At 70.4% G+C, this 11,130-nt stretch carries 15 protein-coding genes; 2 read left to right on the top strand and 13 right to left on the bottom strand.

What is annotated here, in order from left to right; genetic code table 11:
• Positions 1-37: 37 nt before the first annotated feature.
• A complete protein-coding gene (locus tag ACFYL4_RS04415; RefSeq protein ID WP_387516335.1) occupies positions 38-970 on the bottom strand; it encodes a diacylglycerol/lipid kinase family protein in 933 nt (310 codons plus the stop codon).
• Between the two features lie 76 nt (positions 971-1,046).
• Here ACFYL4_RS04415 and ACFYL4_RS04420 point away from each other — a divergent pair, with 76 nt between their 5' ends.
• Complete coding sequence (locus ACFYL4_RS04420; protein WP_387516337.1) at positions 1,047-1,442, top strand: hypothetical protein; 396 nt, start codon at positions 1,047-1,049, stop codon at positions 1,440-1,442.
• Between the two features lie 28 nt (positions 1,443-1,470).
• On the opposite strand, the gene ACFYL4_RS04425 is transcribed toward ACFYL4_RS04420, so the two are convergent.
• The 6 genes from ACFYL4_RS04425 to ACFYL4_RS04450 form a co-directional block, all read right to left on the bottom strand.
• On the bottom strand, positions 1,471-2,229 hold the full coding sequence (locus tag ACFYL4_RS04425) for an RNA polymerase sigma factor SigF (RefSeq protein WP_199776574.1): 759 nt from the start codon (positions 2,227-2,229) through the stop codon (positions 1,471-1,473).
• Between the two features lie 41 nt (positions 2,230-2,270).
• Positions 2,271-2,696 carry an anti-sigma factor gene (locus ACFYL4_RS04430; protein WP_357769951.1) on the bottom strand — a complete coding sequence of 142 codons (426 nt, stop codon included), beginning with the start codon at positions 2,694-2,696 and terminating at the stop codon, positions 2,271-2,273.
• Between the two features lie 240 nt (positions 2,697-2,936).
• Positions 2,937-3,527 (bottom strand): class I SAM-dependent methyltransferase, encoded by a 591-nt coding sequence (locus ACFYL4_RS04435; protein WP_357769953.1) that lies wholly within the window; start codon positions 3,525-3,527, stop codon positions 2,937-2,939.
• Positions 3,528-3,693: 166 nt separating this feature from the next.
• Positions 3,694-4,524, bottom strand: a complete 831-nt coding sequence (locus ACFYL4_RS04440) for an amino acid ABC transporter ATP-binding protein (RefSeq protein ID WP_357769518.1) — start codon at positions 4,522-4,524, stop codon at positions 3,694-3,696.
• Positions 4,524-5,483 carry an amino acid ABC transporter permease gene (locus ACFYL4_RS04445; protein ID WP_357769516.1) on the bottom strand — a complete coding sequence of 320 codons (960 nt, stop codon included), beginning with the start codon at positions 5,481-5,483 and terminating at the stop codon, positions 4,524-4,526. Before ACFYL4_RS04445 ends, ACFYL4_RS04440 begins: the two co-directional genes overlap by 1 nt.
• A gap of 39 nt (positions 5,484-5,522) precedes the next feature.
• Complete coding sequence (locus ACFYL4_RS04450) at positions 5,523-6,437, bottom strand: ABC transporter substrate-binding protein (protein ID WP_387516340.1); 915 nt, start codon at positions 6,435-6,437, stop codon at positions 5,523-5,525.
• A 376-nt stretch (positions 6,438-6,813) separates the two neighbouring features.
• On the opposite strand from ACFYL4_RS04450, the gene ACFYL4_RS04455 reads away from it, so the two are divergent.
• Positions 6,814-8,007 carry an NADP-dependent malic enzyme gene (locus ACFYL4_RS04455; protein ID WP_387516342.1) on the top strand — a complete coding sequence of 398 codons (1,194 nt, stop codon included), beginning with the start codon at positions 6,814-6,816 and terminating at the stop codon, positions 8,005-8,007.
• Positions 8,008-8,086: 79 nt separating this feature from the next.
• Here ACFYL4_RS04455 and ACFYL4_RS04460 read toward each other — a convergent pair whose 3' ends face one another.
• From ACFYL4_RS04460 to ACFYL4_RS04485, 6 genes are all read right to left on the bottom strand, one after another.
• Entirely contained in the window at positions 8,087-8,188 is a 102-nt protein-coding gene (locus ACFYL4_RS04460; RefSeq protein ID WP_387516344.1) for a type II toxin-antitoxin system HicA family toxin, read from the bottom strand.
• A 93-nt stretch (positions 8,189-8,281) separates the two neighbouring features.
• Positions 8,282-8,491, bottom strand: coding sequence for a type II toxin-antitoxin system HicB family antitoxin (locus ACFYL4_RS04465; RefSeq protein WP_387516346.1), 210 nt, complete (start codon positions 8,489-8,491; stop codon positions 8,282-8,284).
• A 177-nt stretch (positions 8,492-8,668) separates the two neighbouring features.
• Positions 8,669-8,848: a hypothetical protein gene (locus ACFYL4_RS04470; protein WP_387516348.1), complete on the bottom strand. Its 180-nt coding sequence runs from the start codon at positions 8,846-8,848 to the stop codon at positions 8,669-8,671.
• Positions 8,849-8,927: 79 nt separating this feature from the next.
• A complete protein-coding gene (locus tag ACFYL4_RS04475) occupies positions 8,928-9,875 on the bottom strand; it encodes a helix-turn-helix transcriptional regulator (RefSeq protein ID WP_357769508.1) in 948 nt (315 codons plus the stop codon).
• Complete coding sequence (locus ACFYL4_RS04480) at positions 9,876-10,727, bottom strand: DUF4097 family beta strand repeat-containing protein (RefSeq protein WP_357769507.1); 852 nt, start codon at positions 10,725-10,727, stop codon at positions 9,876-9,878. It lies immediately after the preceding gene.
• 213 nt (positions 10,728-10,940) lie between these two features.
• Positions 10,941-11,120, bottom strand: a complete 180-nt coding sequence (locus ACFYL4_RS04485; protein WP_357769505.1) for a DUF6104 family protein — start codon at positions 11,118-11,120, stop codon at positions 10,941-10,943.
• Positions 11,121-11,130: the final 10 nt, after the last annotated feature.

Genomic DNA, 11,130 nt, shown 5'->3' on the forward strand with positions numbered 1-11,130 from the left:
GCGTCACAGTCATCGGGAATGGCCGCTATCGGCGTTATTAACAGAAGATTCGTAATGCCTTCGGTACCGAGTGGAAGTTGACCTCTTCACGCTCGCCCAGGTATTCGCCGTCGATTTGGAACGCCCGCGGATGCGACGACGAGATGCGCAGCGACGCCTGGTCGTGCCAGGTCACGTACCCGTCCCCGTGTGCGGGAAGGCCCTTGGGGAAGAACATTTGGGAAAGAACCCAGCCAGTCAGCGCGTGCGAGGACTGGGTGAGCGCGAATGCGTCCAGACCCAGCTCGAAACGGGAGGCCGGGGTGGGCTGAAGCGCCAGCGCCCCCGCGTACGTCCACGGAGTGGTGTTGGTGACCAGCGCGAAATAGACATCCTCCAACGACCTTCCGCCGTCACTCACGCTGAGTGACGGATCGCGGATATCGCCCCGGAAGAACAGCTTTACCGCGGTCTCCGCGTACAGGGCCGGAGTGGCCTTGCGGCCGTTGCCGCGTTCGTGCTCCACCTGCTGCACCACATCGGCGTCCCACCCGAAACCCGCGCAGAACGTGAAGTACCGGTCATCCTGCTCACCGGTGATCCGGCCCAGCCCGATCTCGCGTTCGCGCCCCGCCCGGATGGCCTCCAGAATCGTTCCCGTGGCCTCCACCGGGTCCCCGGGAACCCCCAGGGCGCGGATGAACACGTTCGCGCTGCCGCCCGGGATGACGGCGTAACGGGGTCGCGGCAGCTCCCCCGGGGTGGCCAGGAGCCCGTTGACGACCTCGTTGACCGTGCCGTCACCCCCCAGGCTCAGCACCAGGTCGAACCCGTCCGCGGCCGCGCCCCGCGCCAGTTCGCGAGCGTGGTCCCGGTAGGCGGTCTCGACGGGGGTGACGTCCAGTTCGGCGGCCAGCGCGCCCAGGATCACCTCGCGGGTGCGTGAGGTGGTCGTGGTCGCCTGGGGGTTCACGATGAATAGGGCTCGCACCCCGACAGTCTAGGCGGTGGGGGTCCCGCGGGGGAGCCGGAGGGGCGGACCCCGCGAGCGCGTATAGGCTCGTCAGGTGTCTTCGCGTCCCATCACCATCGTCATCGCCGCCGTGCTGGAGGCCCTGATCGGGCTGGTCTCGGCGCTCGCCGGTCTCTACAGCCTCTACACCGCGGCCACCGGCCGGGCGACGGACCCGGTCTCCTCGGCCCTCCCGCTCACCGTGATCGGGATCGGAGTCGGGGCGCTGCTGGTCTTCGTCGCCTACGGCCTCTGGAACCTGCGTGACTGGGCCCGCACGCCGGTGGTCGTCACCCAGCTCTTCATGGGGGTGGTGGCGTACTACATGTACACGGGCGAGCAGTACGCGATCTGCGCCGTCATGCTCGCGGTGGCCGTCGCGGCGGCCGCGGCGGTCCTGGCGCCGCCGACGACCGCGGCGCTGTTCTCCGACACCGAGGGGCGCCGGTAACGTCACCGCGGCCGTCGGCCGCACGGGGTCAGTCGTCCGTGGTGAGCGCCTGCCGCAGCTGGGCCAGGGTGCGCGCCAGCAGACGCGACACGTGCATCTGGGAGATCCCCAGCTCCTGGGCGATCTGCGACTGCGTCATGTTCCCGAAGAAGCGCAGCAGCAGGATGCGCTTCTCGCGGGGCGGCAGCTGCTCCAGGAGCGGCTTGAGGGACTCCCGGTACTCCACGCCCTCCAGGGACTCGTCGACGATCCCCAGGGAGTCGGCCACCGCGGGGGCGTCCTCGTCCCCGCTGTCGGGGGCGTCCAACGACACCGTCGAGTAGGCGTTGGCGGACTCCAGTCCCTCCAGCACCTCCTCCTCGGTCATTTGCAGGTGCGCGGCCAGTTCCGCGACGGTGGGGGAGCGCCCCTCGCGCTGGGACAGGTCGCTGACCGCCTTGGTCAGGGAGAGCTTCAGCTCCTGGAGGCGCCGCGGAACCCGCACCGCCCAGCCCTTGTCCCGGAAGTGGCGCTTGATCTCACCGACGATGGTCGGGGTCGCGTACGTGGAGAACTCCACCCCGCGTTCCAGGTCGAACCGGTCGATGGACTTGATCAGCCCGATCGTGGCCACCTGCGTGAGGTCGTCCAGCCACTCGCCCCGGTTGCGGAACCTGCGGGCCAGGTACTCCACCAAGGGCAGGTGGAGCTCGACCAGTTCGTCGCGGATCGCCCGGCGTTCCGGCGCGTCCGCGTCGAGGTCGTTAAGGCGCTCGAACAACTCTCTCGCGCGGGCCCGGTCGGGCACCGCGTGCTCGGTCTTCGCTGTCAGAGCGGGCCCCCTTTCGCTCACGCCGGCTCCAGGGCGCCACGGCGTTTGTACAGGACGATGAAGACGCGGTCGTCCGGACCGACCCCCGCGTCGACGTCCCCGGCGAGCGCGGACAGGACGGTCCAGGCGAAGGTGTCACGGGCGGGCAGGCGTCCGTCCGCCGTCATCACCGAGACCGAGATGCGCATCCCGTCGGGGGTGAGTTCGAATTCCGTGGTCAGTTCTGTGCCGGGCAGCGCCTGGGAGAGGAGCATCGCGCAGGCCTCGTCGACACCGATCCTCAGGTCCTCGATCTCGTCGAGGGTGAAGTCGAGCCGGGCGGCCAGCCCTGCCGTCGCCGTGCGCAGGACAGACAGGTAGGCGCTGTCGGCTGGCATGTTGACGGTGACGGCGTCGCGTACACCGGTGGCGTCGGCCGTGGGCACAGCGGTTTCTTCGGTCACGTCCCTCCTTCGGGGGGCGAGGTTGCCGCTTGAGAGCAATGTATCTCGTTTCACCCTGCCACTGACGCAGGGAGAAGGGATCGTGTCCAGCCCCCAAGGGGTGAACACGAGACGAATGGCCCACAGGGGCCCCTTTCGGGAGCCAGTGCGGTCAGCGCGTCGCCGTGGGGGCGACGGAGCGTCAACACATCCATGAGGAGCCAACCCAGGGTACGCGTCGTACCGCCGGGAACGGCGCGCTCAACGCGGCCGGTGCGCGACCAGCCGTTCCACCAGGCCCATCATCAGGCGGTCGTGGTGGCCCACCACGAACCCGACCTCCTCCGCGACGGTCCGCGGAAGCCGGCGGGGGTGACGGCGCATCCGTTCGCGCCACCGGAACGGGAACCGCGTGTACTCGATGTGGTCGACCAGCAGCAGCCGCCCGCCGGGGACCAGGACCCGGTACATCTCCGCGAGAGCGCGCTCCTGGTCGGGGATCGTGCACAGCGCCAGCGCGCACAGCACGGTGTCGAACGACCGGTCGGCGAAGGAGAGCCGCTGGGCGTCGCCCTCCACCAGGTGGATCGGGCGACCCTGCTCGGCGGCCCTCTCCCGTGTCCGGGCGAGCATGGCGGGGCTGAGGTCCACGCCCGTCAGCACGACCTGCGGCGGGTAGTACCGCAGGTTGGTCCCGGTGCCCACCGCGACCTCCAGGGTGCGCCCCCGCGCCCCCGCGCACAGCAGTCGGCGGGTGCGGCGGACGCTGGACGGTTCGATTCGCGTCCCGGCGTCATAACCCCCCGCCCGCTTCTCCCACAGCTCGCGGACCTTCTCCGTACGGGCGTCCATGCCTCTCCCCGGGCAGGTGGATGTCACGTGACGACTCTGGGGGCGCGAGCCCCCCGGGTCAAGGGCATCGGGGGTGCTTTCACGTGAACGGTGGGGCCCCGCGCTCCGTGGAGGAGCGCGGGGCCCCGGGGTGTCGCGCCGTCGCGGCGTGCCCTCGGCCGGGCGCCTACAGCACCTTGGACAGGAACGCCTGGGTGCGCTCCTGTCGCGGGTTCGCGAGCACCTCGGCCGGGGTTCCCGACTCGACCACGACCCCGCCGTCCATGAACACCAGGGAGTCGCCCACCTCGCGGGCGAACCCCATCTCGTGGGTGACCACCACCATGGTCATGCCGCCCCGGGCGAGGTCGCGCATGACGTCGAGGACCTCGCCGACCAGCTCCGGGTCGAGGGCGCTGGTGGGCTCGTCGAACAGCATCAGCGACGGCTCCATGGCCAGGGCGCGGGCGATCGCCACACGCTGCTGCTGGCCACCGGACAGCTGTTCGGGGTAGGAGTCCGCCTTGTCGGGCAGGCCGACCCGCTCCAGGAGCTCACGGGCCCGTTCGGTGGCCGCGGCCCGGGGCACCTTCTTGACCTGGGTCGGCGCCTCCACGATGTTGCCGAGCACGGTCAGGTGCGGGAACAGGTTGAAGCGCTGGAAGACCATCCCGATGTCGCTGCGCTGCGCCGCGATCTCCCGGTCGCGCAGCTCGTACAGGCGGCCCCGCTTCTGCCGGTACCCCATGAGTTCGCCGTTGACCCACAGGCGGCCCGCGGTGAGCTTCTCCAGGTGATTGACGCACCGCAGGAACGTGGACTTGCCCGACCCCGAGGGGCCGACCACGCACATGACCTCGCCCCGCTTGACCTGGAGGTCGATGCCCTTGAGCACCTCCAGGCGCCCGAAGCTCTTGTGGACGTTCTCGGCCACCACGAGGGCGTCGGCGGGCAGCTCGGTGCCCTCGGCGGTCTCCACGACGTCCTCGGGAGCCGGCTCCCCGGTTCGTTCGGCCATCAGCGCACCCCTCCCACGATCCGGGACCGGACCCCGGGCCCGCTCCGGTTGAACCTGCGTTCGATGAAGTACTGGCCCACCATCAGCACGCTGGTGATGGCCAGGTACCACAGGCACGCGGCCACCAGCATCGGGAAGATCTGGTAGCTCCGGGTACCGATGGCCTGGAGCTGGTAGAAGAGCTCGATGGTGACCGGCACGTACGCGAGCAGCGCCGTGTCCTTGAGCATGGCGATGGTCTCGTTGCCGGTCGGCGGGATGACCACCCGCATCGCCTGCGGCAGGGTGATGCGCCGCATGATCTTGCTCTTGCTCATACCGAGCGCCTGCGCGGCCTCGGTCTGGCCCTTGTCCACGGACTGCAGGCCCGCGCGGATGATCTCCGCCATGTACGCGCCCTCGGACAGCGACAGGGCGAGCAGGCCCGCCGTGTAGCCGGTCAACAGGGTGCGGGTGTCGATCTCGAAGAAGCGGGCGTCGCCCTCCAGGCCGAGCCACGGCATCCAGTAGTTGTCGAACGGCAGCCCGATGTGGATGGTCGAGTACAGGATGGCCAGGTTGCCGAAGAGGACCGCCAGCACGAGCCGGGGCACCCCCCGGAAGAACCACGTGTACATCCAGGAGACCGTGACCAGCACGGGGTTGCCGGACAGGCGCATCACCGCGAGGACGACGCCCAGCAGGACGCCGATGAGCATCGACAGCACGGTCGCGCTCAGGGTGACCCACACACCGCGGAGCACCGGCTCGGAGAACATGTTGTCGAACATGTACGGCCAGTTGAACGCGGGGTTCGTGAACAGCATGTGCACGAACATGGACGCGAGGACCAGGATGATCCCCGCGGCCACCCAGCGCTCGGGGTACCGGACGGGGACGGCGGTGACGGGTGCGGCCGAACGGCCCGGGGTCGGTTCCTTCGACCCCGGACCGTCCACCGCTTCACTCGGTGAGGACACAGTCAGACTTTCGCTCGGTGGTGCGGCGTGCGCGGATCGTTAGACGGCCGGGTTGACCTCGGACTCCTCCAGCGCGCCGCCCTCGATGCCCCACTCCGCGAGGACCTCCTCGTAGGTGCCGTCCTCGATGATGGCGTTGAAGGCCGCCGCGACCGCCTCCGACAGCTCGGCCCGCTCCTTGTTGACGACGACGCCGTAGGGGGCGGCGTCGTACTGGTCCCCGATGAACTCCAGCTGCTCACCGGTCTGCTGGAGCGCGTAGAGCGAGGTCGGCAGGTCGGCCAGGGAGGCGTCGTTCAGGCCCGAGACGATGGTCTCGGTGGCCTGCGGCTGGGTCGGGAACTTCTCGATGCTGATGGCGTCCTCCCCGGCCTCGACACAGGCCTCGCTGCGGGCCTCGATGTCGGTGTCGTGGGTGGTGCCCGACTGCACGGCGATGCGCAGGCCGCAGGCGTTGTCGGGGTCCACGCCGTCCGGGTTGCCCGCGGGGGCGAACCACTGGGTGCCGGAGGAGAAGTAGCTGACCATGTCCACGGCCTCCATGCGCTCCTCCGTCACGGTGAAGGAGGAGGCGCCGAGGTCGTAGGTGCCGGTGTCGACACCGATGATGATGGAGTCGAAGGTGGTGGGCTCCCACTCGGCCTCCAGGCCGAGCTTGCCGAGAGCGGCCTCGATGAGGTCGACGTTGAAGCCGAGGACGGTCTGGCCGTCCTCGTCCAGGTACTCGCCGGGCGGGTAGGAGGCCTCGACGCCGATGGTGACGGACCCGGCCTCGGCGACCGCGTCGGGCAGGAGCGCGACGAGCGCCTCGTCCGCGTCGACCTCGGGAGACTGGGGGGCCGCCTCGTCGGAGCCTCCCTCGCCGCCGCCGCAAGCCGCCAGGGCCAGGACACCGGCGGTGGCGAGGGCGGTGAGGTAGGTCCGGGGCTCGGACAGGGGCTTGCGCAGGGCCATGTGGGGTCTCCTTCGGGAGCACGGAGTGCCTGGTCGAGGGGTGGGTCCGCGGCCTCGCGCGACCGACCGGTGGCGACTTGGGGTGTCTGTGGTGCCGTGGGGCGACACGTCGGTAACGTTCTATTCTGTCGCCCCGCGATTTTCCTCCGGTCACCGTTGTGAGAGAATTGCGTAACGGGTCATCCCCGTGAGATGCGGACGCGCAGTACTCGTATAAGAGTCCGGCGAAGACCAACCCTCCCGGCGCACACCCCGGTCATGGCCGACCGGTGCCGACGAGGGCCCCCTGGCACCCTGACGTCTTCGCGCGCGATCCGTGGCCCACCGTCCCCGTCATGGCCGACGCGGACGTTCAGCAGACCGAGGGGTTTGAGTAGTGACCACCTTTTCTTCGCGTACCCAGAACACGTCCCCCCTGGACGAGGACCCCGCCTTCGCCATGCACCGGGGCGGCAAGCTGCACGTGACCTCCTCCGTCGACGTGAGCGACCAGGAGGGCCTGTCCCTCGCCTACACGCCCGGAGTCGCCCGCGTCTGCGACGCCATCGCCGAGGACGCCGAACTGGTCGAGACCTACACCTGGAAGAGCAACCTGGTCGCCGTCGTCACCGACGGCACCGCCGTGCTGGGCCTGGGGAACATCGGCCCGGAGGCGTCGCTGCCGGTCATGGAGGGCAAGTCGCTGCTGTTCAAGCAGTTCGCCGACGTCGACTCCGTGCCGATCGCGCTCAACTGCACCGACACCGACGAGATCGTCGAGACGGTCGTGCGCATGTCGCCGTCCTTCGGCGGCGTCAACCTGGAGGACATCTCCGCGCCGCGCTGCTTCGAGATCGAGGCCAAGCTGCGCGAGCGCCTGGACATCCCGGTCTTCCACGACGACCAGCACGGCACGGCGATCGTGACCGTCGCGGCGATGCGCAACGCCGCCCGCCTGACCGGCCGCACCCTGGCCGACCTGCGCGTGGTCGTGTCCGGTGCGGGGGCCGCCGGTGTCGCCGTCACCAAGATGCTCGTCGACGGCGGGATCGGCGACATCGCCGTGGCCGACTCCAAGGGCATCATCCACCGGGACCGCGACGGACTGACCCCCGTCAAGCGGGAACTGGCCGAGATCAGCAACCGGGCGGGGCTCCAGGGCTCCATCGAGAGCGCGCTCGAGGGCGCCGACGTGTTCGTGGGCCTGTCCGCGGGCGAGGTTCCCGAGGCGGTCGTGGCCACCATGGCGGAGAACGCCATCGTCTTCGCCATGGCCAACCCCAACCCGGAGGTGCACCCCGACGTCGCCCGCAGGTACGCGAGCGTCGTCGCCACCGGGCGCAGCGACTTCCCGAACCAGATCAACAACGTGTTGGCCTTCCCCGGGGTGTTCCGAGGCGCCTTCGACGCGGGCGCCACCGACATCACGGAGAACATGAAGCTGGCCGCCGCCACGGCGCTGGCCGAGCTGGTCGGTGACGACCTGAGCGCCGACTACGTGATCCCCAGCCCCTTCGACGAGCGGGTCGCCCCCGCGGTCGCGGCCGCCGTCGCGGCCCAGGCCCGCGAGGACGGCGTCGCCCGCCGCTAGGCATGCGTTCGAGGGCCCGGGGACCAGTACGGTCCCCGGGCCCCCGCCGTTCACATGAGTTCCCGAAGTTCCTCGACGGTCATGTCGCAATCCTGAGGATTCCCCTGAGGGTCCCCTTGGCGAGGTCGCGACCGCGATGCACGGGGACGGTGGTTCCGCGGCCGTCAGGGTGCCGGAGCACATGGTGGCTGCCGCGGACCCGTACTCGTCGAAACCCCCGCGCGTTCGAGGATCTTGACGAGCTGTTCTCCGGGAAGGGCCGGTACTGGGGGCCTCAGGCCACGCTCACGGTCAGTTCGAGTTCCTGGGGCGGGCCGAACTCCTCGATCAGGAGCGTGAGCGCCTCTCTGAGGTCGGCGATGGCCGTTTCGGGATCGTCGCCCTCACCGTGAGCACCCACTCCGGGACGGAGTTGGGAGTGAGCGCACCAGATCCCGTCCTCGTCCTGTTCGATGGTGTACGGGACGTGCACGGTTCGGGACATGCGGACCCCCTCTCAACGATGTACACAATTTAGCGCAGTTGTGTATTGCTCTCCCGGGAATGCCCCTCGCCGACCTGGGCCCGTCACGCTGGACCTCTGTCCCGCCCACACTGGCCGGGCCCGCGCTGCTGGTCGCCCTGGCCCTCGTCTGAGCCGGTGGCTCACGCGGGCCCCGGATCACAGCAGCTCGGCGGGGGAGCCGACCTCCTGGGTGAGCCGGGCGAAGGCCGTGCGCAGGTCGGCCAGGGCGGCGTCCGGGGTGTTTCCCTCGCCCTGGGCGCAGACCCCCGCGCGGAGCACGGCGCGGGCGCACCAGACCCCGTCCCCGTCCTGCTCGATCGTGTAGGGAACCAACACGGGGTTCCTCCTCCTCAGGCCGCGCGAAGGGGCCCGGAGGACCACGCCCCCGCGCGGTCCTCCGGGCCCCGTACCGGGGTCAGTCCTTCTTCTGGTCGTCCTCGCCGGTGGCGGTGGACCAGGGGTCCCCGCCGGACGGCGGCATCGGTCGGGCCTGTGGTTCCGGCCCGGGTTCGGGCGCGGTCTCCGGCTCGGGCCCGGTCCGGTCAGCGGCCCTGGGCCCGTCGGAGGACGCGGGGCCCTCCTCGCGGTCGGGCGGCCCCCACCGGCCCATGTCCCGGCGGATCACCTCGACGGTCTCGTCGAGGATGCGGCGCAGGTCGTTGCCGGCGGACTCGCCCACCTGCCCGGCTCCGCGCACCATGTCGCGGACCTTCACCGAGAAGTCGCGCAGGGCGTGCTCGAACTCGGAGCGGTCCCCGCGGGCGGTCCCCGTGTCGTCGCCGGGCCCGGCGGTGCCGGAGCTCCCGGAGTCCCCGGGGGCGTCGTCGGAGCGCTCGGAGTCGCCGCGTCCGCCCCAGGAGGCGCCGAAGGCCCCGAACCCCTGGGCGAACCGCTCCCACTCACGGGCCCAGACCCCGTCGTCGTCACGGCGGTCGCGGTCCCGGTCCCGTGCGGAGTCCCGGTCCCGTTCCCGGTCGGACCCCTCGCGGGAGGCGAACTTGAGTTCGTCGCGCAGCGAACTGATGGTCTCCCGCACGTCCTGCTTCACCGCGCGCGCGATGTCGCGGACCGAGTCGGTGATCTCCCGTTCCAGGTCGTCCAGGTCGCTCTCGCGGGCCCGCAGCTCCTCACGGCCCTTGTCGGTGAGGCTGTAGACCTTCCGACCGCCCTTCTCGGTGTGCGTCACCAGCCCCTCCTCCTCCAGCCGCGCGAGCCGCGGGTAGATGGTGCCGGGCGAGGGCGAGTACACGCCGAGGAAGCGGTCGCGCAGCAGGCTGATGATCTCGTAACCGTGGCGGGGGCTCTCGTCCAGCAGCTTGAGCAGGTACAGACGGAGTCTGCCGTGGCCGAAGATGGTGGTCATTCAGGCCCCCTCGGGGATCGCGGCCGGGGCCTCGGGCGCGCGCCGCAGCAGCGCGGTCCGGCCGGAGACGGTGTGGACGGTGATGGAGGCGGGGTCCACGCCCACGCCGATCTTCCCGGTGAGCGCGGTGCGTGCGGGTGCGCTGCGCCTGTCCAGGCCGAAGTCGGAGTCGACCTTGCCGGTGACGGTGCGCAGCTCCACGTCGGCCGAACTCTCCGAGGGAACCCGCAGTGCCACCTCGCCGGAGACCGTGGTCACCCGGACCCGGGCCGAGGCCGCCAGGTCGGTGTCGACGAGCACGTGCCCGGAGGCGGTCTTGGCGCGCAGTTCGGCCAGGCTTCCGCCGGCCACCGCGAGCTGCCCGCTGGCGCTGTGGAAGGAGAGGGTGCCGCCCGGGGTGCGCACGGAGGCGTTCGCGGAGGCGGTGTTCACCTCGGTCTCGCCGGAGACGCCGTCCAGGGTGACCTCGCCGGTGGCGGTGCGCACGCGGGTGCGCGAGGTCAGCCCGGCCACCACCACCGGAGCGCCGGCCGTGGTCACCTCGACGGGGCAGGCGCGGGGGACCCGGAGGTCGACCGTGGCCCGCCGCGAGGCGATGTTGCGGTAGCTGCCGAGCTGGATCGGCTTGAGCCGGTCCAGCAGGCCCTGGCCGGTGAGGTCCTCGTAGTGGATGGTGAGGATGCCCGCCTCCTGGGTGACCTCCAGGGGCTCGCCCTCGATCTCGGAGATCTCGAAGGTGACCGGGTCGTCCGTGGGGATGATGTTGACCTGCCCGCTGACGATGCGCACCTTGAGGGCGACGATGCCGTCCAGGGTGTGGCTCGTCGGGCTGTCGATGGACCAGCGTGCCATCGTGAATCCCTTCCGCTCGATCTCGATGACTTCACGATATGTCGCGTGTCTGCCGAACTCAAGATATGTCGCGGATCTCAGGGTCGGTTCAGGGGAGGTTCGGGGTCCGTACCCGGGCCGGGGCCCGGATACGGCGACGGCCGAGGGCCCGGGTCGGTGAAGACCCGGGCCCTCGGCCGGATGGTGCCGCTCCGCGCGGCCCCCGTCTGTGAACTACTCCTCGTCCTCGTCGTCCAACCGGGCCAGCCAGGTGGCCAGTCGTTCGACCGGGGTCTCGAACTCGGGGTTGAGGTCGGTGAACACCCGCAGCTGCTCGGAGAGCCAGGCGAAGCTGACCTCCTCCTCGCCGCGGCGGCTCTCCAGTTCCTCGATCCCGCGATCGGTGTAGTACATGGGGACCGTC

This window comes from Nocardiopsis sp. NPDC006938 (genome assembly GCF_042869555.1).
Lineage (GTDB): Bacteria > Actinomycetota > Actinomycetes > Streptosporangiales > Streptosporangiaceae > Nocardiopsis.

Bases quoted from the DNA above. Each gene is read 5' to 3' on its own strand.
- ACFYL4_RS04435 (WP_357769953.1), bottom strand. From the start codon at position 3,527: ATGGACGCCCGTACGGAGAAGGTCCGCGAGCTGTGGGAGAAGCGGGCG.
- ACFYL4_RS04440 (WP_357769518.1), bottom strand. From the start codon at position 4,524: ATGGCCGAACGAACCGGGGAGCCGGCTCCCGAGGACGTCGTGGAGACC.
- ACFYL4_RS04450 (WP_387516340.1), bottom strand. From the start codon at position 6,437: ATGGCCCTGCGCAAGCCCCTGTCCGAGCCCCGGACCTACCTCACCGCC.
- ACFYL4_RS04465 (WP_387516346.1), bottom strand. From the start codon at position 8,491: ATGTCCCGAACCGTGCACGTCCCGTACACCATCGAACAGGACGAGGAC.
- ACFYL4_RS04475 (WP_357769508.1), bottom strand. From the start codon at position 9,875: ATGACCACCATCTTCGGCCACGGCAGACTCCGTCTGTACCTGCTCAAG.
- ACFYL4_RS04480 (WP_357769507.1), bottom strand. From the start codon at position 10,727: ATGGCACGCTGGTCCATCGACAGCCCGACGAGCCACACCCTGGACGGC.
- ACFYL4_RS04485 (WP_357769505.1), bottom strand. From the start codon at position 11,120: ATGTACTACACCGATCGCGGGATCGAGGAACTGGAGAGCCGCCGCGGC.